This window comes from Nonomuraea sp. NPDC049714 (assembly GCF_044465295.1).
Classification (GTDB): Bacteria; Actinomycetota; Actinomycetes; order Streptosporangiales; family Streptosporangiaceae; genus Nonomuraea.
This window is the reverse complement of sequence record NZ_JBITLM010000002.1, coordinates 1,068,742-1,088,999: the sequence shown is the minus strand read 5'-3', so window position 1 is coordinate 1,088,999 and position 20,258 is coordinate 1,068,742. Positions and strand designations below refer to the sequence as shown.

Genomic DNA, 20,258 nt, shown 5'->3' with positions numbered 1-20,258 from the left:
TTGACCTATGCGTTCCGCGACCCTGCTTCTTAGCGGGCCGCGACGGCTCTGAGCATCTCGCCGTCGCGGCTACCCCTCGTTGCGCACGAGGGGTTTTCTTATGGGTCCGAGTCAATCAGAAGGACGACCGCCGTGAGTGAGTACGACCCGCAGGCGCTGCAGGCCAAGTGGCAGCAGCGATGGGAGGAGCTGGACCCGTTCCGGGCGAGCGAGGACGCCGCCGACACCCGCGAACGGCGCTACGTGTGCGACATGTTCCCCTATCCCTCGGGTGACCTCCACATGGGCCACGGCGAAGTGTTCGCCATCGCCGACGTGGTCTCGCGCTACTGGTTCCAGCAGGGCTACAACGTCCTGCACCCGATCGGCTGGGACTCCTTCGGCCTGCCCGCGGAGAACGCCGCGATCAAGCGCAACGCGCACCCCGCCGAGTGGACCTACGCCAACATCGAGACGCAGGCCAACTCCTTCAAGCGCTACGGCGTCTCCTTCGACTGGTCGCGCCGCCTGCACACCAGCGACCCCGACTACTACCGCTGGAACCAGTGGCTGTTCAACCGGTTCTTCGAGCGTGGCCTGGCCTACCGCAAGGGCGGCCTGGTCAACTGGTGCCCCAACGACCAGACGGTGCTGGCCAACGAGCAGGTCGTGGCCGGCAAGTGCGAGCGCTGCGGCGCCGACGTGATCAGGCGCGAGCTGACGCAGTGGTACTTCAAGATCACTGACTACGCGCAGCGGCTGCTGGACGACATGGACGAGCTGGAGGGCGGCTGGCCCGAGCGCGTGATGACCATGCAGCGCAACTGGATCGGCCGCTCAGAGGGCGCCGACGTGCTGTTCGAGATCGAGGGCCGCGACGAGCCGGTCCACGTCTACACCACGCGCCCCGACACCCTGTTCGGCGCCACGTTCTTCGTGGTCGCGGTGGACGCCGCGCTGGCCGAGGAGATCGTCACCGACGAGCGGCGCCCGGCCTTCGAGGCCTACCGCGCCGAGGTCGCCAAGCTGAGCGACATCGAGCGGCTGTCCACCGACAAGGACAAGTCCGGCGTCTTCCTGGGCCGCTACGCGATCAACCCGGTCAACGGCGAGCGCATCCCGGTCTGGGCCGCCGACTACGTCCTGTCCGACTACGGCCACGGCGCCATCATGGCCGTCCCCGCGCACGACCAGCGCGACCTGGACTTCGCCATGAAGTTCCGGCTGCCGGTGAAGGTCGTCGTGCACACCGGCCTGGCCGACCCGGGCGAGACCGGCGTCGCCACCCCGGGCGAGGGCAAGCTGGTCAACTCCGGCCCGCTGGACGGCCTGACCAAGACCGAGGCCATCGCCAAGATCATCGATATCCTGGAGGTCGACCGCAAGGGCGAGGGCACGGTCAACTTCCGGCTGCGCGACTGGCTGCTGTCCAGGCAGCGCTTCTGGGGTACGCCGATCCCGATCATCCACTGCCCCGACTGCGGCGAGGTGCCCGTCCCCGACGAGCAGCTGCCCGTCACCCTGCCCGACCTGCGTGGCGAGGCCCTGTCACCCAAGGGCGTCTCCCCGCTGGCCAGTGCCACCGAGTGGGTCAACGTCGAGTGCCCCAAGTGCGGCGGCGCCGCCAAGCGCGACACCGACACGATGGACACCTTCGTCGACTCCTCCTGGTACTTCCTGCGTTACTGCTCGCCCGGCTACACCGACGGCCCGTTCGACGTCGAGCAGGTCCGCAAGTGGGGCCCGATCGACCAGTACGTCGGCGGCGTCGAGCACGCGGTGCTGCACCTGCTGTACGCGCGCTTCTTCACCAAGGTCCTGCACGACATGGGCATGGTCAGCTTCACCGAGCCGTTCCGGCGGCTGCTGAACCAGGGGCAGGTGATCAACGGCGGCAAGGCCATGTCGAAGTCCCTGGGCAACGGTGTGGACCTGGGCCAGCAGATCGACGACTTCGGTGTGGACGCGGTGCGCCTGACCATGGTGTTCGCCGGGCCGCCGGAGGACGACATCGACTGGGCCGACCTGTCGCCGGCCGCGTCGCAGAAGTTCCTGGCCCGCGCCTTCCGCGTCATGGACGAGGTGGCGAGCCCGCCCGGGGTCTCCTATGACGGCGGTGACCCGGCGCTGCGCAAGGTCACCCACCACACCATCGACGAGGTCACCAAACTGCTGGACTCCTACCGCTTCAACGTCGCGGTGGCGCGCCTGATGGAGCTGACGTCGGCCGCCCGCAAGGCGATCGACTCCGGCCCCGGCGCGGCCGACCCGGCGGTGCGTGAGGCCGCGGAGGCACTGGCGGTCATGCTGTCGCTGGTGGCGCCCTACACGGCCGAGGAGGGCTGGGAGCGGCTGGGCCACACCGGCGGCACCGTCGCCAAGGCCGGCTGGCCGGCCGCCGACCCGGCGCTGCTGGTGCAGGAGTCGGTGACCTGCGTCGTGCAGGTGGCGGGCAAGGTGCGCGACCGGCTGGAGGTCGCGCCCGACGTCTCCGAGGACGCGCTGCGCGAGCTGGCGCTGGCCTCGGAGAAGGTCCAGGCCCACCTGCGGGGCACGCCTCGCAAGGTGATCGTGCGTGCCCCGAAGTTGGTCAACATCGTTCCCTGATCCCCGCGTCGCGCCGCCTCTCACAGGCGGCGCAGCGCGGGCAGCAGTTTCTCCTGCGCCCAGCCGAAGAACGGCTCCTGCTGGTCGGCGCCGATCTGCACGAGCGCGAGATGCGTGTAGCCGGCCTCGACGTACTTCCTGGCCGCCTCCACGACCGCGTCCACGTCGTCGCCGCACGGCACACTCCGTGCGACGTCGTCGGGCCGTACGGTGCCGGCGGCGGCCTCGAAGTTGACCGGGCCGGGCAGCTCGGCCATGACCTTCCAGCCGCCCACCGCCGACCAGCGCCACAGCCGGTGGGCGCGTTCCTTGGCGGCTTCGGCGTCGGTGTCGTAGGAGACGGGGAGCTGGCCGTACACCGGCTTGCCCGCGCCTCCGGCGGCCCTGAAGCGCTCCACCACGTCCGGCATCGGTTCGTTGATCACCAGACTGTCCCCGTACTCCGCGGCGAGCCGCGCCGAGGCGCCGCCGGAGGCGGCGATGCCGATCGGGACCGGTGAGTCGGGCAGGTCGTACAGTTTGGCCGAGTCCACGTCGTAGAACTCGCCCTGGAAGGTGACGTAGTCACCGCCGAACAGCTCGCGGATGATCCGTACCGCCTCGCTGAGCATGCGGTGCCGGACGTCGACGGAGGGCCAGCCCTCGCCGATCACGTGCTCGTTCAGGTTCTCGCCGGCGCCCAGGCCGAGGGTGAAGCGGCCCTGGGTGAGCTCGCCCATGGTGGCGGCCTTCTGCGCCACCACGGCCGGGTGGTAGCGCATGAGCGGGCAGGTCACGTAGGTCATCAGCGGCAGGCGCTCGGTGGCGTGCGCGGCCGCACCGAGGACCGACCAGGCGTACGGTGAGTGGCCCATCTCCTCGATCCACGGGAAGAAGTGGTCGGAGATGACCGCGTAGTCGAAGCCGGCTCGCTCCGCCATGGCGGCGAAGTCCACCAGCCGGCGGGCGGGTGTCTGTTCGCACATCAGGGTGTAGCCGAATTCTGGCATGCTGTCCGAACTACCCTGATTTGTCCTGGCTAGTTATCGCTCGGCGACGATCACCGGCCGCAGGTGGGCCTGGCGGTCGCCGAGCTCCTCCAGCACCAGGCTGAGCCCGATGCCCAGCAGCCAGATGTCCTTCGACACGGCGAGGCCCTGCTGGGTGGGCCGGATGCTGCCCTCCTCGCGCATGCCGGGCGTCCTGAGATACAGGCCGATCAGCCCGCCCGCGAACGCGGTGACCGCGGCCCCGGCCAGCAGCGGCGGCACCACCGGGATCAGCAGGGCGGTGCCGAGCGCGATCTCGGCCTTCGACAGCAGCCGGGTGAACCGCTGCGGGTCAAGCTTGGACAGGAAGGGATAGGTGTGCGAGGCCATGCCGTGCAAGCCCGCGGCGGTAGGCTCGTCGGCCTCGGCCTTGCTCAGGCCGGAGTTCAGGAAGAAGGCCCCGGTCGCCAGGCGGAGCGGGATCTGGTGGGTACGGGTGAAGAATCGCATGAAAGCCTCACATCTGTACGAAGCGGACGCGAGCCCTCTTCCCTCGCCCCTTTCTCGTATCCACGCCGGTGAGGGTCTTGACCCGCTTCCGAACCGGGCCAGGGCCGGTTTCGGCTCAGGGCGGCGAGATTTTGATGAACCCATGGCTGGGACCTGCTATTAGGGTTCAGCTGTGACAACTGGCGCTTACCTGAGATACCCCCATCTATGCGGTGACCTGGTCACCTTCGTAGCGGATGACGACGTCTGGCTCGCCCCCGTGACCGGCGGCAGGGCCTGGAGGTTCACCGCTGACCGGACCCCCGTGTCGAACCCGAGATTCTCCCCCGACGGCGGCCACCTCGCCTGGACGAGCAGCCGCGAAGGCGCCCCCGAGGTGTTCGCCGCCGAGCTCGACGGCTCGCAGGGCGAGCGGCTGACCCACTGGGGCGCCCCGACCACGCAGGTGCGCGGCTGGAGCGCCGACGGGCGGGTGCGCGCGGTCAGCGCCACCGGCCAGGGCGGGCGCATCAGGACCTGGGCCCACGAGATCCCGCTCGACGGCGGCCCCGCGACCCGCCTGCCGTACGGATGGGTGAGCGACCTGTCCACCAGCGGTGACCGTGTGGTCACCGTGTCGCCGATGTTCCGCGACCCGTCGAGCTGGAAGCGCTACCGGGGCGGCACGGCCGGCAAGATCTGGGTCGACGCCGAAGGCTCCGGCGAGTTCACCCGCCTGTTCGCCGACAACGCCGCCCAGCACTGGGCGGCCATGTGGGTGGGCGACAGGATCGCCTTCCTTGCCGACACCGACGGCATCGGCAACCTCTACTCCTGCCTGCCCGACGGCTCCGACCTGCGCCGCCACAGCACCCACGAGGAGTTCTACGCCCGCCACGCCACCACCGACGGCGAGCGGGTCATCTACGGCCACGCCGGCGACCTGTGGCTGCTGGAGAGCCTGGACGCCGAGCCGTACCCCCTGGAGGTCAACCTCAGCGGCCCCCGCCCCGCCCGCGCCAGGAAGCCCGCGCCGGCCCGCGTCGGCGCCTTCTCGCCCGACACCACCGGACGGGCCAGCGCCGTGGAGATCCGCGGCACCGCCCACTGGCTCACCCACCGCGACGGCCCCGCCGGAGCGCTGCGCGTCCAGCCCGGAGTCAGGGTACGGCTCCCGCGCGTGCTGGACGCCGACGGCCACGCCATCTGGGTGTCCGACGCCACCGGCGAGGACGGGCTGGAGATCGGCAGCCCCGGCGGCGAGATCCGCACCCTGGCCGCCGGCGAGCTCGGCCGCGTCCTCGACCTGGCCGCGGCGCCCGACGGCAAGCACGCCGCCGTCGCCACCCACGACGGGCGGCTGCTCGTCGTCGACCTGGAGAGCGGGCAGCTCCGGGAGCTCGACCGCACCGCGCACGGCGACATCAGCGGCCTGACCTTCTCACCCGACTCCGCCTGGCTGGCCTGGGTGCACCCGCACCAGGAACCGCTGTCCCAGATCAAGATCGGCCGTGTCGACGGCACCTCGTCGATCGAGGTGACCCCGCTGCGCTTCTCCGACTACGGCCCGGTCTTCACCAAGGACGGCAAGCATCTGGCGTTCCTGTCGGTCCGGACGTTCGACCCGGTCTACGACGCGCACGTGTTCGACCTGTCGTTCCCCACCGGCTGCCGGCCGTACCTCGTGCCGCTGCGCGCCACCACGCCCTCCCCGTTCGACCCCAGCCTGCAGGGGCGCGGCTTCAACGGCGAGGACGACCAGCCGCCCGCGGACGACAAGCAGAAGGACGACGCCCCGCCGCGCACCGAGGTCGACCCCGAAGGGCTGCAGTCCCGGGTGGTGCCGGTCCCGGTGCCCGCCGCCAACTACGGCAACCTGCGCACCGCCAAGGACGCGCTCGTCTGGCTCCGCCACCCGCTCACCGGCCGCCTCGGCGACGGCACCGAGAGCACCGGCGAGATCGTCCTGGAACGCTACGATTTCAAGAAGCGCGCCAAGTCCGAGCTCGGCAAGGAGTTCAAGGCCTTCGAGGTCAGCGGCGACGGCACCCGGCTCGTCGGCAACGGCAAGAACGGCATGCAGACCCGCCCCGCCACCGACGGCGACGACACGGTCGGCATCGACCTCGACCGGATCGCCGTCCAGCTCGACCCCGTCGCCGAATGGCGGCAGGGCTACCACGAAGCCGGCCGGCTCATGCGCGACCACTACTGGCGCGAGGACATGAACGGCGTCGACTGGCAGGGCGTGCTCGACCGCTACGCGCCCCTCGTCGAGCGCATCGGCACCCACTCCGAGCTGATCGACCTGCTCTGGGAGGTGCAGGGCGAGCTCGGCACCTCCCACGCCTATGCCATCGCCGGCGGCGCGCACCTCGACCCGCGCCGCCGCCAGGGCTTGCTCGGCGCCGACCTCGCCCGCGACCCCGACGGGGTGTGGCGCGTCGAACGCATCCTGCCGGGCGAGTCGTCCGACCACGACGCCCGCTCGCCGCTGCTCGCCCCCGGCGTGGCCGTACGCGAGGGTGACGCCATCACCGCTGTGAACGGCCGCCCCGTCGACGCCACCCGCGGCCCCCTGCCGCTGCTCGCGGGCACCGCCGACCACCCCATCGAGCTGACCGTGCGGCCCGCGACGGGCGGCGACCCGCGCAAGGTCGTGGTCACCCCCATCGCCGACGAGACCCGGCTGCGCTACCACGACTGGGTCGCGAGCCGCCGCGCCCATGTCAGGCAGGCGTCCGGGGGCAGGCTCGGCTACCTGCACGTCCCGGACATGGTGGCCTCCGGCTGGGCGCAGTTCCACCGCGACCTGCGTACGGAGATGGCCTTCGACGGGCTCGTCGTGGACGTACGCGAGAACGGTGGCGGGCACGTCTCCGAGCTCGTGCTGGAGAAGCTGTCGCGGCGGGTCACCGGCTGGATGCGAGCACGCGGCTACGAGCCGATGCGCTACCCCGGGGACTCACCGCGCGGCGCCATCGTCGCCGTCACCGACGAGTTCGCCGGCTCCGACGGCGACATCGTCAGCGCCGGCATCAAGAACCGCGCCATCGGCCCCCTCGTCGGCGTCCGCACCTGGGGCGGCGTGATCGGCATCGACTCGCGCTACTCCCTCGTCGACGGCACCGTCGTCACCCAGCCCCGCTACTCGTTCTGGCTGGAAGGCCACGGCTGGGGCGTGGAGAACCACGGCGTCGACCCGGACGTCGAGGTGGTCATGGCCCCGCACGACCGGGCCGCGGGGCGTGACCCACAGCTGGACAAGGCGGTCGAGCTCGCCCTCGCCGCCCTGGAGGAGCACCCCGCGGCCAGCCCTCCGGACCTCCCGCCGCTGCCGTAGGGCTGCTGCGCGGCGGTCGCCGTAGACGTCAGGCCCTCGGTGCGGATCTTCCGCACGGAGGGCCTGCGGGCGTCACGCCGTCGTGGTCGCGAGCCGCCGCAGCAGCTCGTCGAGAACGGGCTCGGTGGTGGCGAAGTTCAGCCGTACGTACGTCTCGCCGCCCGGCCCGAACGCCGCGCCGTCGCTGAGCAGCACCTTGGCCTCGTTCTCCAGGACTTCGGCCATGCCCGGCCGGCCGTAGTCGAGCCACGCCAGGTAGGTGGCCTGGGGGATCCGGTACGTCACCCCGTCGGGCAGGCGTGCGGCGATCGTGCGCCTGTTGCGGTCCAGCAGTGCGCGGGCCTCCTCCAGCCAGCCGTCACCGTGCAGCCACGCCGCGACCGTGGCCTCCACACCGAGCACGCCCGGCGAGCCGTACAGGAAGGCAGGCTGGGCGTCGAGCGCCTTACGCACCTCCGGCGCGCCGATGTGCGCCACCGAGCACCGGACGCCGCCCAGGTTGAACGCCTTGGTGGCCGACGTCAGGGTGACCGTGCGTGCCGGGAGGATGGTGGCGAAGGGGATGTGGCGCTCCGGGCCGTACACCAGATCGGCGTGGATCTCGTCGGCGATGACCATCAGGTCGTGCCGTTCAGCGTGCTCGGCCAGCTCCTCCAACTCCGCGCGGGAGAAGACCCTGCCGGTGGGGTTGTGCGGGTTGACCAGCAGCAGCACCTTGCACCCGGACAGATCCGGCACCTCGAACCGCCACGAATCGCCGTCAGGCCGGGCCTGGATGGGACGGAGCGGGCGTTCCATCGACGCCAGTGTGCCGAGGAACGGATGGTAGGCCGGGGTGTGCACGGCGACCGCGTCACCCGGCTCGGTCCAGACGTGGAGCAGCACCTGGAGTGCCTGGTTGATGTCAGAGAAGGGTCGCACCAGCCCCGGGTCCGGACTCCAGCCGTACTTCGCGGTCATCCTCGCGGCGAACGCCTCCGCCAGCGGACCGCCCGTCGGCCGGTCGAGCCAGGCGGGATAGCCGAGATCGCCGTCAGCCCGCCGGTGCAGCGCCTCGATCACCGCCGGGGCGGTGGGCAGATCCATGTCGGCGACCCAGGCCGGAATGACCTCGGGTCCGGCCTTCGCCCACTTGAGTCCATCGTTGGTTGACTTCAGGGTTGCGCCCACAAATGCGTCGCTCACCCACCCAGTCTAGAAATACCCGCCTATATCCCCCTAGGCCGCCACCCCCAACCCACGCACGCCCTGAGCTCGCGTTCGGCGTGTGCTTCGCGGGTGGGTAGCAGCAGCGTATGCCGGTCAGTTCGACCAGCACGTGAGGGCTTCGTGGCTGATGGTTGTCCGCGCGGTGGGCAGCCGTCGGTTGACTTGGCCCGACACACCATCCTCCGCCGGCCGGAGGGGCGATTCCTCCGCGCGGGCAGGGGGTGACGAGGGTAGCGATGAGTGAGATACAGGAACAGATCCAGCGTCATATCGATGCGCTGGTCGGTGCCGGCGCGGAGACCGGTGTGCAGGACGCGGTCTATCAGGATGGCGCGCTGATCGTCGACGCGGTGGCCGGTACGGCCGATCCGGCCGGCGGGCGGCCGGTCACCTCCGGTACGCCGATCTTCAGCGTGATCTGGTGTGGAACCCCGGGCGTTTACGCCCGGGAGGAAACGACAGCGCGGGAGGGCCCCCAGGCCTGAGCGGTGCTCTGACAGTCGGTCTGTGTGGGTAGCTCAGCCTGGCCGCTTCTGGTTCTCGATGTACTCCTTGATGATCGATAGGGGTGCCCCGCCGCAGGACGCGGCGAAATACGAGGGGGACCAGAAATGGCCGCCCCACAGATACCGGCGGATGTGGACTGGAAACTCCTTGCGCGGCAGCCGCGCTGAGACGCCCTTGAGAGAGTTGACCAGAGTCGAGAGCGCCGCCTTGGGCGGATGGTGCACTAGCAGGTGGACATGGTCGTGTTCGCCGTTGAACTCCACCAGCGTGGCAGCGAAGCTGTCGCACATCTCGATCATGATGTCTTCGCAGCGGCGCAGGATCTCGTCGGTGAACACCTTGCGCCGGTATGTGGGCGTGAAGACCAAATGCGCATGCAGGCTGTAGACCACGTTACGGCCCCGCCGGATATCGGGGTTGGTTCCCGACGCGGTGACATGGGCCCAAGGGTAGTGTGTTCGATTGTGAAACTGGTGGTGCAGGTGAAGCTCCTGCCGACGCCGCAGCAGGCGGCGGCCGGGCGCCGCCATGGGCTATCACTCCTACACCTTCGGCTATCTCGTCGGTGAACTGGCCCGCCGCGCGACCGGGCCGCGGATGTGCGAGCTGCTGCGTGAGTGGATCACTGCGCCGCTTGGTATCGAGGGGCGGCTCTACTTCGCCGCTCCGGAGGAGTCACTGCCGGGGTTGGCGCGTCTGGAGGAGCAGGCGCGGCCATGGCCTGCCGCCCCGGACAGCGGTGCGGTGATCCTCGCGCCGTGGGAGAACCGGCCGAGTGCCGATTTCGGCAACAACGGCGAGATCCTGGGCGCCGATATACCGTCGGTGGGTATCGCTACGGCGCATGGCCTTGCTGCGATGTACAACGCCGTGCTGCAGGGCAGGCTCGTGGACTCTGCGCGATTGGCGGAACTGTCCGCGCTCGCGTTCGAGGGGGTGGATCAGGTTTTCGGTACTCCGGCGCGGATGGCGCTGGGCTTCCCGATCGGCAGGATGGGTGCCTCTCCCGAGGAGAACCGCACGGCATTCGGATGGCCGGGTGGCGGCGGAAGCTACGCCTACGCCGACCCCGCGCGGGGTGTCGCCTTCGCGCTGACGAAAAACCGGCTCGTCCCGAACTTCGACACCGCGCTGTCGGTCACCACGATCCTGGCCGGCCATCTCACCGGGACCCGCTGAGCTTCCCTGCGGATGCGCCGGGCCAATGACGCGTCGCCGCTGGGAAGGTCCCCGCTCGATGGGCGGCGTCGTATTACCGCCGGGTGACCAGAGCCCGGAGGCGGGCGATGCTGCCTCGGCGGCCCCAGGCGATCACTGCGGACACCACGAGCAGAATCAGCGGCAGGACCACGCCGCCACCGGTCACGAACGCCTCGGTCGCGACCGCACCGGCCATCAGCACGGCGAAGGCCAGCGCGGCGAGCCCTGTCAGCAAGGGGACGAAAAGCGCTACGACCCCGACGATCTCAAGCACGCCCACCAGGTTGCGGAACCAGTCGCCCCACCCGAGCGCCTCGAAGGTGGAGGCGGACGGCTCGGCGCCGGTCAGCTTACCGGCGGCCGCCAGGAGGAAGCAGGCTGCGGCAAGCACCTGAAGCACCCAGAGAGCGATGTTGCGTGCGCGACTTTTGCGGAGGTCTTTCGCTTCGATGAGTGTCATACCGGCGACGTTACGGACCGGGCTTCACCCGAGGAATCACGCTGGGTGCAGGACAGGGTGCACCTAGGTACAGGCCTACTCCCGGAATTGCCGTACCCATGAGACCTAGCGTCGGTGCGGCGCAAAGCCGCACCGATGCTGGGTGTCAGTGGGGGAAGCCGGTCGTCAGAGGCGGCGGAGGACTGCTACGACCTTGCCCAGGACGCTGGCCTCGTCGCCGGGGATCGGCTCGTAGTTGGCGTTGTGCGGGACCAGCCAGATGTGGCCGTCCTTGCGCTTGAAGGTTTTGACCGTGGCCTCGCCCTCGATCATGGCGGCCACGATGTCACCGCTCTCGGCCACCGGCTGCTGGCGGACCACGACCCAGTCGCCGTCGGCGATGGCGGCGTCGATCATGGAGTCACCGGCGACCTGCAGGAGGAAGAGCGTGCCTTCGCCGACGAGCTGCTTGGGGAGGGCGAAGACGTCCTCCACGCTCTCCTCGGCCAAGATCGGACCACCGGCGGCGATGCGGCCGACCAGCGGAACGTACGCGGCGGTGGGCCTGCTGACCGGGGTCTCGTCGTTGCTCGCGTCGGGGTCGACCCAGAGCACCGGCTCGCCCGGCAGGCGAACCTCCAATGCGCGCGGGCGATGCGGGTCACGCCGCAGATAGCCCTTGCGCTGCAAGGCGGTCAACTGGTGCGACACGCTCGACGTGCTGGTCAACTGCACGGCCTCGCCGATCTCACGCATGGAGGGCGGATAGCCGCGCCGTTGCACCGACTCGCGGATCACCTCGAGGATCTTGCGCTGCCTGGGGGTCAACCCCAGGGAGTCACGCCGGCGCACCGCGAGGTCCGTGACCCCGTTTGCGTCATCCCGCTCGCTCATGCTCTGCCTCCTCGCCCGATGGCCCGCCTCACCGGCAGGCCTCCCGGTCCGTGGTCCCGATGTCGCACACAGCGACCGTATCGCTGTTGAAGATCAATTTCAAACAATTGTTCGAGTCTTCCTCGAAATTGCTTGCAGCGTGGTGTACAACATCGTACGGGAGTTCGATCGACATCGTGTTCGATTTGCCGATCTTTATGTGGCGTTTCTCGGGCCACGACGGCGGGAGGTCAATCGTGCGAGCGACGACAAACACAGACCCGACCAGCGACGACGTCAAGTGTCTCACCCTTGTGATGGAGGCTGTCCAGGGGAGGGACGGCCGCTCGGACATTTCCGATCAAGACCGGACGAGTGTCTGTACGGGCGATATTTCCGGTGAAGTGGCGGCGACGTGTTCGAGTCCTGTGGATGGGCGGATCCGGAGCGAAGCCGCGGGGGTCGGTGGTGCCCGCAGGAGGCGTGCGGGGGGCGATATGACTCAGGGTGACGGTCGCTGGGATGAAGGCTCTGGGAGTGGTAGCAGGGGGCGCGGCGTCCCGGGCGGGGGCCTGACCGGAGAGGTCGACCAGGGGATAACTGTCGTGAGGAGGGGCCTCTCGGAAACGGCTGGGAGCGTTTCTGCGGCGGGTACTCCGGCCGTGACAATTCCGGTCCCGTGCGTTTCGAGTGGGGGTGTTCTGGGCGAGGATGCTCCGAGTGAGGGTGTGCGTGTCACGAGCGGGGGTGCTTTGGGCAAGCGGGGGCCGAAGGGTGGCGCGGCGGGCGACGAGGTGTCGTCAGAGGAGGGTCGCCACGACGTTGCGGACGACGATGTCCCCCGTACCGGGGTTCGCGGGGCCGGGGATGGCGGTGCCGGGGAGGCCGGAAAGTCGGTAGATCGCGCGGAGAGCGTTCCGTCTGTTGGGGCACGTGCGCGCCGGACTGCTGGGGCAGGTGCCCGGCGGGCGGCATCTGCGGGGAGGTCACGCTTGCGGCTCGTGCCTCCGCCTCGCGCGGACTCTGACGCCCTCCCGCCGTCGCCGAGAGTGCGGCCTGCTCATGCTGACGAGCGGGCCGGCGTACGCGTACCGGAAAGGCGGGGCGAAGCCCGTGCGCGCGGTGATGAGCTGACAGTGCTACGCCGACAGGACGATGAACGGCCCGAGGCGCCGAGGCGTACCAATGATCAGCGGGCGAGGGTACGGGCGCGCGGAGGCGAGGCGGTCGGAAGGCGGCGTGTGGCCGGAGAAGAGCGAGCTGAGAGGCGAGCGCGCGACGGTGAGGCGGCCGGAGGCGGGGGTGAGCCTGCTGCTTCCAGGCGTGCTGGTCGGGATGAAGAGGCTGGGCTGCGGCGTGCGGTCGGGGATGAGCGTGTCGGGGTGCGGGCGCAGGACGGTGGGAAGACGACGCGGGCGCGTGACGGCGAGAGGGCCGAGATGCAGGCGCGCGACGGCGAGCGGGCCGGCGGGTGGCGTGCGGGACTGGCTGGGTGGACTGGAAAGCGCGGCTCGGGTGGGAGCGAGCGCCGTGCGGCCCAGGCCCAGCGCGGTGGGGCCCAGAGTCAGCGCGGCGTGGTCCAGGGGAAGCGTGGTGCGGCCCAGATTCAGCGTGGTGCGGTGCAGGGGGAGCGCGGCGTGGTTCAGGGTGAGGGCGGTGCGGCTCCGGGGGAGCGGGCTGGGCTGTGGGGGCGCGATGGTGGGCGAGTCGGAGGGCGGGGTGCGGCTCAGGAGGGGCGCAGCGGGGGACGGCGGGGTGGGCGGGGCGGTGAGGGGCCGTACGACCAGATGGCGGATGGCGGGCGGCCGGTGCGGGGTGCGACGCCCGTAGGACGTGGCGGTGAGACGGCGGGGGCCGGCAGGGGGCGTCGGCCGGGTGTGAAGGCTCACCGAGGGCCGTTGCGGGCCTCAGGTCAGAGCCGGGAGGGTGGGCGCGTGGCCGACTCCGGGAGTGGCGCCGAGGTCTACGACCTGATGGCGATCCGGGGGGCGGCACGCAGGAGGGGCGGCAGGCCGCATGCCGTGTCAGGGATCCGCAGGTCCGGCGCCGTCCAGAACGCGGCGCCCAAGCCGCCGCCCCAGCCGCCCCAGTCACCCAAGCCGTCCCAGGCGCCTCCGGTGCGGCTCACGCGCCGGGGCAGGGCCGTGCTGGTGTTGGCCTTGGCTCTGCTGTCGCTGGCCGGGTTCTGGCTCGGAACCCTGGCGGCGGGTCACGCGTCCGCCGGACCGGCCCGGGTGAGTCAGCCTTGGGTGGAGATCCACAAGTGGAGTGCCTGGTGATCGACTCTCCGGCCCGCCAGGGACGCCAGGTAATCGCCGCTCTTTGACAGGTGTTGAACATGACCGCCCTGTGAGTGGAGTTCACCGACGCGACGTACAGCAACGCGAGTGACACGCGAGCCCGCGAAGGGGGCGACACGCCCGAGGCGGGAGGGAAGGCTGGGGCTGATCAGCGCGTTCCGCGTTCAGGCGGTTTCCAACTTGCGTTCATGGTCGCACCCTCCTACGGTTGGACCACAACATCTAGTAGTTACACCGATGTAGTTCACCACACCTAGTGTTTCCGCGAACGCACCCTGGCGAGCCATGGCGCGTGCGAGAGCCTATGGTGACGCGGGTTTCGCGCCGGTGGTGACCCCGGTTCGAGGAGGCGTAAGCGTGCACTGTCCGTTCTGCCGCCATCCCGACACCAGGGTCATCGACAGCCGTTCCACCGAGGACGGCGCGGCCATCAGGCGTCGCCGGACGTGCTCCGAATGCGGGCGGCGGTTCACCACGCAGGAGACCGTACTGCTCATGGTGAACAAGCGCAGCGGGGTGACCGAGCCCTTCTCGCGAGAGAAGGTCGTCGCGGGCGTGCGGCGGGCCTGTCAGGGCAGGCCGGTGAGCGAGGACTCCCTGGCCCAGCTCGGGCAGAGCGTCGAGGAGGCCATCCGGGCCAGGGGTGCTGCCGAGATCGCCGCCAACGAGGTGGGCCTGGCGATCCTCGGGCCGCTGCGCGAGCTCGACGAGGTGGCGTATTTGCGTTTCGCATCGGTGTATCGCGGTTTCGAGAGCCTGGCGGATTTCGAGGCCGAGATCGAACAGTTGAAGGCGGAGAAGGGGGAGTCATGACGGAGACGTCCAGTGGTTCAGTGGCGCGCGGGGGCAAGCGTCCGCGCAAGGGCCTGAAGATGAAGCGGATCTTCACCACGCCCGGCGTGCACCCGTACGACGAGATCACGTGGGAGCGCCGCGACGTTGTCATGACCAACTGGCGCGACGGATCGATCAACTTCGAACAGCGGGGCGTCGAGTTCCCCGAGTTCTGGTCGGTCAACGCGGCCAACATCGTGACCACCAAGTACTTCCGCGGCGCCGTGGGCACGCCGCAGCGCGAGTGGAGTTTGAAGCAGCTCGTCGACCGCGTGGTCGGCGTCTATACCAAGACGGGGCTGGAGCACGGCTACTTCGCCAGTGAGGAGGACGCCGAGATCTTCGACCACGAGCTGAAGCACGCCCTGGTCCACCAGGTCTTCGCCTTCAACTCCCCGGTCTGGTTCAACGTCGGCACCCAGTCGCCTCAGCAAGTGAGCGCTTGCTTCATCCTCTCCGTGGACGACCAGATGGAGTCGATCCTGGAGTGGTACAAGGAAGAGGGCGTGATCTTCAAGGGCGGCTCGGGGTCGGGGGTCAACCTCTCCCGCATCCGCTCGTCCAAGGAGCTGCTCTCCAGCGGCGGTACGGCCAGCGGCCCGGTGTCGTTCATGCGCGGCGCGGACGCTAGCGCGGGCACCATCAAGTCCGGCGGCGCCACCCGCCGGGCGGCCAAGATGGTCGTGCTCGACGTGGACCACCCGGACATCGAGGAGTTCATCGAGACCAAGGCGCGCGAGGAGGACAAGGTCCGCGCGCTGCGTGACGCCGGGTTCGACATGGACCTGGGCGGCAAGGACATCGTCTCGGTGCAGTACCAGAACGCCAACAACTCGGTGCGCGTCTCCGAGGAGTTCATGCGCGCGGTCCAGAAGGGCGACCAGTTCGGCCTGCGCGCCCGCCTGACCGGCGAGGTGATCGAGACCGTCGACGCGCGTGACCTGTTCCGCAAGATGGCCAAGGCGGCGTGGGAGTGCGCCGACCCCGGCGTGCAGTACGACGACACGATCAACGACTGGCACACCACCCCGGAAACGGGCCGCATCACCGCGAGCAACCCCTGCTCCGAGTACGTGCACCTGGACAACTCCTCGTGCAACCTGGCCAGCATCAACCTGCTGAAGTTCCTGAACGACGACAACTCCTTCGACATCGCCGGCTTCGTCAAGCTGACCGAGCTGATCATCACGGCGATGGACATCTCGATCACCTTCGCGGACTTCCCGACGGAGAAGATCGGCGAGACCACCCGCGCCTACCGCCAGCTCGGCATCGGCTACGCCAACCTGGGCGCGCTCCTCATGGCGACCGGCCACGCGTACGACTCCGACGGCGGCCGCGCGGTGGCCGGGGCGATCACGTCGTTGATGACCGGTGTGTCCTACCGCCGCAGTGCCGAACTGGCCGGGGTCGTGGGGCCGTACGACGGTTATGCCCGCAACGCCGAGCCGCACAAGCGGGTCATGCGTAAGCACGCCGCCGCCAACGACGACCTGCGCACGGTCGGCACCGTGGACGCCAAGATCCACGCCGAGGCGACGCGCCAGTGGACCGAGTGCCTCAAGGTCGGCGAGAAGAACGGCTACCGGAACGCGCAGGCGAGCCTGCTCGCGCCCACCGGGACCATCGGCCTGATGATGGACTGCGACACCACCGGGATCGAGCCGGACCTGGCGCTGGTCAAGTTCAAGAAGCTCGTCGGCGGCGGGTCGATGCAGATCGTCAACCAGACGATCCCGCGCGCGCTCAGGCAGCTGCACTACCAGCAGGAGCAGATCGAGGCCATCGTCGAGTACATCGCCGAGCACGGCCACGTCGTGGACGCCCCCAGCCTGCGGCCCGAGCACTACGAGGTGTTCGACTGCGCCATGGGCGAGCGGGCGATCGCGCCCATGGGTCACGTCCGGATGATGGCCGCCACGCAGCCGTTCCTGTCCGGCGCGATCTCGAAGACCGTCAACCTGCCCGAGTCGGCGACGATCGACGACATCGAGCAGGTCTACATGGAGGGCTGGAAGCTCGGGCTGAAGGCGCTGGCGGTCTACCGCGACAACTGCAAGGTGGGCCAGCCGCTGTCGGTCGGCGGTTCGAAGAACGAGGGGAAGAAGGCCGAGGCCGAGGCGGAGCCCGAGGTCAAGGTCATCGAGGTCAACCGGCCGACCCGGCGCCGGATGCCCAACCAGCGGCCCAGCACCACGACCCGGTTCACGGTGGGGGGCGCCAAGGGCTACATGACCGCCTCCTCCTACCCTGACGACGGGCTCGGCGAGGTCTTCCTCAAGATGTCCAAGCAGGGCTCGACGCTGGCGGGCGTCATGGACGCCTTCTCGGTGGCGATCTCGATCGGGCTGCAGTACGGCGTGCCGCTCGAGACGTACATGAGCAAGTTCGTCAACATGCGCTTCGAGCCCGCCGGCATGACGGACGATCCGGACATCCGGATGGCGACCTCGGTGATGGACTACATCTTCCGCCGCCTGGCGCTGGACCACCTGCCCTACGACGAGCGGGCGGCGCTGGGGATCTTCTCGATGACCGAGCGGGCGGCGCAGCAGCGCGGCGAGGACCCGGCGGCGCTGCAGGACACGGTCGACCGCGAGGCGCTGGCCCAGTCGGCGCCGATCGAGGAGCGGCCCAGGCCGGAGGCGGCCAAGGAGCTGGAGCTGACGCTGGAGAGCCACCAGCGCTTCACGGCGGACGCACCGCTCTGCATGACGTGCGGCACCAAGATGCGCCCGGCGGGCAGCTGCTACGTCTGCGAGGGCTGCGGCTCCACCAGCGGCTGCAGCTGAGGCTGAGCACCTTTCAGGCGCGAATCTGCTGTCGAGAGCGGTGGGACCGAGCGAATCGGCACCACCGCTCTCGGAGCGAACGGCACGACATCGTTGCGTGACGTAACACGAGCAGGCGCCCGTGACCAGGGATTCGGACCGGCGAGCGCAAGGACGGCGGTTAGTTCTGGACGGTCGGGCGGATGGTGATTTCGCCGATTTCGACGTCGGGGGGCTGTTCGATGGCGAAGGCGATGGCGCGGGCGACGGCTTCTGGCGCGATGCCGATCTTGCCCATGTTGCGGAGGATCTGCTCGCGGACCTGAGTGTTGTCGATGGAGTCGGCGAGTTCGGTGCGGACGAAGCCCGGCGACACGGCCGTCGTGCGCAGGACACCGTCGGTCGATTCCTGCCGCAGACCTTCCAGCAGGGTGCGGACGGCGTTCTTGGTCGCGGCGTAGATCGCCATCGTGGGGGTGATCGTCAGGCCGGCGGTCGACACCGTGGTCACCAGGTGGCCGTGGCCCTGCCGGCGGAACACCGGCAGGGCGGCGGCGATGCCGTTGAGCACTCCGCGGAGATTGACGTCGATCATGGCCGACCAGCCGTTGACGTCGAGGTCGGCCACGGGCCCGATCTTGGCGATGCCTGTGTTGCCCACCAACACGTCGAGCCGACCGAACTCTGCCACGGCCTCGCCGACGAGTCGTTCGAGGTCCTCCTGCCGGAGGACGTCCGTGGCACAGCCGATGGCGCGTCCGCCGCGGTCGCGGATGTCCTGGGCGAGCTCGTCGAGGCGCTGTGTCCGTCGGGCGCCGAGGACGACGGCCGCGCCTTGCTCGGCGAGCAGGCGCGCGGTGGCTTCGCCGATGCCGCTGCTCGCTCCGGTGATGGCGACGACCTGGCCGTCGATGGCTGTCATCAGGATCCCTCCATTAAAGTGGACACGTGTCCGTATGGCTGGCAGCTTACCGGACACGTGTCCGTATAGGTGAACGAGTAGAGGGACGAATGGACTCCACCCGCCGCCGCGCCGACGCCACCGACAACCGCGCACGGATCATCCAAGCCGCACGAGCGGCCATCGCGGACGCGGACGAGATCAAGCTCAATGCGATCGCCAAACAGGCGGGGGTCGGCCAGGGCACGCTCTACCGCCACTTTCCGACCCGCGAGGATCTCCTCGTCGAGGTCTATCGAGAGGACGTCGGTGAGCTCGTGGCGGCGGCTTCGGCGCTGCTCGCCGAGCACGATCCGCTCACCGCGCTGGGCCGCTGGTTTGACCGGGTGGTCGAGTACGCGCAGATCAAACGTGGAGTGTTCGCCGCCATCGAGGCATCGGTGTGGCGGGACCTCTCCGCGCACAGCCTCGGCCCGATCGGTGACGCGCTGACCATGCTCCTCGACGCCGGGAAGACCGGTGGGGTCATCCGCTCCGACGTCGACGCCCGTGACGTCATTCTGCTCATTGGCTATCTGACCCGCCTTGAGCAGGCCGAGTGGGACACCAGAGCCCGGCACCTGCTCGGCGTCATCCTCGACGGATTGCGCCGTCGTGGAGAGCCGGCTTCCCCTCCTTGAGGGCTCGGAGGCGTTGCAGCCCGTCCGCCGGCGAGGAATACCGCACCCTTCGAATAAGTGCTCTGCCCCAGTAGACGCGGGTATAGCACTGTCGGTACGGGTCGCATAGCTGACGGTCGGAGCGGTGGGTCACCAGGGTGGGTGGGCCGCGAGGCCTTCTGGGAGCAGGGCCGACGGGGACGTTTCGCCGGTGGCGTCCAGTGCGGTGCCGTACAGACGGGTGACCTGGAGGCGGATGGTCATCCGCCGGTCGTGCACCATCTGCCGGAGGAACGCCTCCTGGTCCGCGGGGGCGTTCGGCTGCATGGCGAGCAGTTCGAGGCCGGCCTCGTCGCCGGGTTCGGTGCTCACCGGGGACAGCTCGGCCTTGCCCTCGGCGACGGCGAAGGACCAGAAGTCGTCGCTGGCGACGTACAGGGCGCTGTACGGGTCCTGCTGGAGCTGGCGGACCTTGAGGCGGTCGGCGATGGTGGAGATTCTGACGACCTGCCGTTCGGGGTCCCAGGTGTAGGCGACGGTGGACAGGTGGGGGTGGCCGCTGCTCTGCTGGGTCGCGAGCGCGCCGAAGCGCTGGTGGGCGAGCAGGTCGGCGAGCTCCGCGTCCTGGAGCGCGCGGGGGGCCGGGCCTGTCCCGGGACCGTGGGTCACACATCCTCCTTTATCCCGACTTATCGACCCACAGTAGTAGGAGTAGTCAGCACGTGTGGCGTTGCCGGGGGAGGCCGGCGGTCAGGTCATGCCGAGTTGCCAGGAGAGGTGTTGGGTGTCGGAGATGACCCAGTATTCGGCGAACCTGTCGCCCTCGGCGCGGAGGATGTCGTGGCCGCTGAAGGCGATCCCGGTGCCCACCGGCGCCATCGCGCCCGGCAGGCCGCCCCGGTAGGAGCCGGCGAACGTCCACCGCGCCGCCACGGTCGCCCCGTCCACGATCGGGCCCACGTCGAGAGTCACGGTGACGCCGGTGAACGGCGCGTGCCCCTGCTCCATCGTCGCGATCAGCTCGTCGGGCCCGTGTACGTCCATCCCCGGCCAGTGGCCGACGAAGCCGGGGCCGACCAGGTCGTGCGCGAGCCGGAAGTCCCCGTTCCACATCTCGAGCAGCCAGCGCTCGTACAGTTCGGCGGTCATCTCCTCCGGGTACCCGGCAGGCGTGTCCCC

General features: G+C 69.6%; 19 protein-coding genes. 8 read left to right on the top strand and 11 right to left on the bottom strand.

Going from position 1 to position 20,258, the window contains the following annotated elements:
- Positions 1-132 precede the first annotated feature (132 nt).
- Complete coding sequence (leuS, locus tag ACIBQX_RS12320; protein WP_397003493.1) at positions 133-2,586, top strand: leucine--tRNA ligase; 2,454 nt, start codon at positions 133-135, stop codon at positions 2,584-2,586.
- A 20-nt stretch (positions 2,587-2,606) separates the two neighbouring features.
- On the opposite strand, the gene ACIBQX_RS12315 is transcribed toward leuS, so the two are convergent.
- Together ACIBQX_RS12315 and ACIBQX_RS12310 are read right to left on the bottom strand one after the other, a co-directional pair.
- The gene (locus ACIBQX_RS12315; RefSeq protein ID WP_397003491.1) at positions 2,607-3,575 is read right to left on the bottom strand and encodes a TIGR03557 family F420-dependent LLM class oxidoreductase; all 969 of its coding nucleotides are present in this window, start codon (positions 3,573-3,575) and stop codon (positions 2,607-2,609) included.
- Between the two features lie 33 nt (positions 3,576-3,608).
- Positions 3,609-4,064 carry a hypothetical protein gene (locus tag ACIBQX_RS12310; RefSeq protein ID WP_397003489.1) on the bottom strand — a complete coding sequence of 152 codons (456 nt, stop codon included), beginning with the start codon at positions 4,062-4,064 and terminating at the stop codon, positions 3,609-3,611.
- Between the two features lie 172 nt (positions 4,065-4,236).
- On the opposite strand from ACIBQX_RS12310, the gene ACIBQX_RS12305 reads away from it, so the two are divergent.
- The gene (locus ACIBQX_RS12305; RefSeq protein WP_397003487.1) at positions 4,237-7,386 is read left to right on the top strand and encodes a PDZ domain-containing protein; all 3,150 of its coding nucleotides are present in this window, start codon (positions 4,237-4,239) and stop codon (positions 7,384-7,386) included.
- A gap of 72 nt (positions 7,387-7,458) precedes the next feature.
- Here ACIBQX_RS12305 and ACIBQX_RS12300 read toward each other — a convergent pair whose 3' ends face one another.
- Positions 7,459-8,571, bottom strand: a complete 1,113-nt coding sequence (locus tag ACIBQX_RS12300; RefSeq protein ID WP_397003485.1) for a MalY/PatB family protein — start codon at positions 8,569-8,571, stop codon at positions 7,459-7,461.
- Positions 8,572-8,831: 260 nt separating this feature from the next.
- Between ACIBQX_RS12300 and ACIBQX_RS12295 the strand changes: the two genes are divergently transcribed.
- Positions 8,832-9,080, top strand: coding sequence for a hypothetical protein (locus ACIBQX_RS12295; RefSeq protein ID WP_397003483.1), 249 nt, complete (start codon positions 8,832-8,834; stop codon positions 9,078-9,080).
- Positions 9,081-9,113: 33 nt separating this feature from the next.
- Here ACIBQX_RS12295 and tnpA read toward each other — a convergent pair whose 3' ends face one another.
- Entirely contained in the window at positions 9,114-9,632 is a 519-nt protein-coding gene (tnpA, locus tag ACIBQX_RS12290; RefSeq protein ID WP_397003481.1) for an IS200/IS605 family transposase, read from the bottom strand.
- On the opposite strand from tnpA, the gene ACIBQX_RS12285 reads away from it, so the two are divergent.
- Entirely contained in the window at positions 9,631-10,281 is a 651-nt protein-coding gene (locus ACIBQX_RS12285) for a serine hydrolase domain-containing protein (RefSeq protein ID WP_397003479.1), read from the top strand. The two genes, tnpA and ACIBQX_RS12285, sit on opposite strands and share 2 nt — an antisense overlap.
- A gap of 73 nt (positions 10,282-10,354) precedes the next feature.
- Here the strand turns inward: ACIBQX_RS12285 and ACIBQX_RS12280 are convergent, their stop codons facing one another.
- From ACIBQX_RS12280 to ACIBQX_RS12265, 4 genes are all read right to left on the bottom strand, one after another.
- Positions 10,355-10,762, bottom strand: coding sequence for a DoxX family protein (locus ACIBQX_RS12280; RefSeq protein ID WP_397003477.1), 408 nt, complete (start codon positions 10,760-10,762; stop codon positions 10,355-10,357).
- Positions 10,763-10,927: 165 nt separating this feature from the next.
- The gene (lexA, locus tag ACIBQX_RS12275; protein WP_397003475.1) at positions 10,928-11,635 is read right to left on the bottom strand and encodes a transcriptional repressor LexA; all 708 of its coding nucleotides are present in this window, start codon (positions 11,633-11,635) and stop codon (positions 10,928-10,930) included.
- A gap of 28 nt (positions 11,636-11,663) precedes the next feature.
- On the bottom strand, positions 11,664-11,915 hold the full coding sequence (locus tag ACIBQX_RS12270) for a hypothetical protein (protein ID WP_397003473.1): 252 nt from the start codon (positions 11,913-11,915) through the stop codon (positions 11,664-11,666).
- 838 nt (positions 11,916-12,753) lie between these two features.
- Complete coding sequence (locus tag ACIBQX_RS12265; protein WP_397003471.1) at positions 12,754-13,503, bottom strand: hypothetical protein; 750 nt, start codon at positions 13,501-13,503, stop codon at positions 12,754-12,756.
- Positions 13,504-13,548: 45 nt separating this feature from the next.
- Between ACIBQX_RS12265 and ACIBQX_RS12260 the strand changes: the two genes are divergently transcribed.
- The 3 genes from ACIBQX_RS12260 to ACIBQX_RS12250 all read left to right on the top strand — a co-directional run bounded on the left by ACIBQX_RS12260 (position 13,549) and on the right by ACIBQX_RS12250 (position 17,540).
- Complete coding sequence (locus ACIBQX_RS12260) at positions 13,549-13,893, top strand: hypothetical protein (RefSeq protein ID WP_397003469.1); 345 nt, start codon at positions 13,549-13,551, stop codon at positions 13,891-13,893.
- Between the two features lie 378 nt (positions 13,894-14,271).
- Positions 14,272-14,727 (top strand): transcriptional regulator NrdR, encoded by a 456-nt coding sequence (gene nrdR / locus ACIBQX_RS12255; protein ID WP_397003467.1) that lies wholly within the window; start codon positions 14,272-14,274, stop codon positions 14,725-14,727.
- On the top strand, positions 14,724-17,540 hold the full coding sequence (locus ACIBQX_RS12250) for a vitamin B12-dependent ribonucleotide reductase (RefSeq protein ID WP_397003465.1): 2,817 nt from the start codon (positions 14,724-14,726) through the stop codon (positions 17,538-17,540). The genes nrdR and ACIBQX_RS12250 overlap by 4 nt, the downstream gene beginning before the upstream one ends.
- Positions 17,541-17,700: 160 nt before the next feature.
- Here ACIBQX_RS12250 and ACIBQX_RS12245 read toward each other — a convergent pair whose 3' ends face one another.
- Complete coding sequence (locus tag ACIBQX_RS12245; RefSeq protein WP_397003463.1) at positions 17,701-18,441, bottom strand: SDR family oxidoreductase; 741 nt, start codon at positions 18,439-18,441, stop codon at positions 17,701-17,703.
- An 89-nt stretch (positions 18,442-18,530) separates the two neighbouring features.
- Between ACIBQX_RS12245 and ACIBQX_RS12240 the strand changes: the two genes are divergently transcribed.
- Complete coding sequence (locus tag ACIBQX_RS12240; RefSeq protein ID WP_397003461.1) at positions 18,531-19,100, top strand: TetR/AcrR family transcriptional regulator; 570 nt, start codon at positions 18,531-18,533, stop codon at positions 19,098-19,100.
- Positions 19,101-19,229: 129 nt separating this feature from the next.
- Here the strand turns inward: ACIBQX_RS12240 and ACIBQX_RS12235 are convergent, their stop codons facing one another.
- Together ACIBQX_RS12235 and ACIBQX_RS12230 are read right to left on the bottom strand one after the other, a co-directional pair.
- Positions 19,230-19,748, bottom strand: a complete 519-nt coding sequence (locus tag ACIBQX_RS12235) for a TIGR03618 family F420-dependent PPOX class oxidoreductase (RefSeq protein ID WP_397003459.1) — start codon at positions 19,746-19,748, stop codon at positions 19,230-19,232.
- 81 nt (positions 19,749-19,829) lie between these two features.
- Positions 19,830-20,228 carry an ester cyclase gene (locus ACIBQX_RS12230; RefSeq protein ID WP_397003457.1) on the bottom strand — a complete coding sequence of 133 codons (399 nt, stop codon included), beginning with the start codon at positions 20,226-20,228 and terminating at the stop codon, positions 19,830-19,832.
- Between the last annotated feature and the right edge of the window lie 30 nt (positions 20,229-20,258).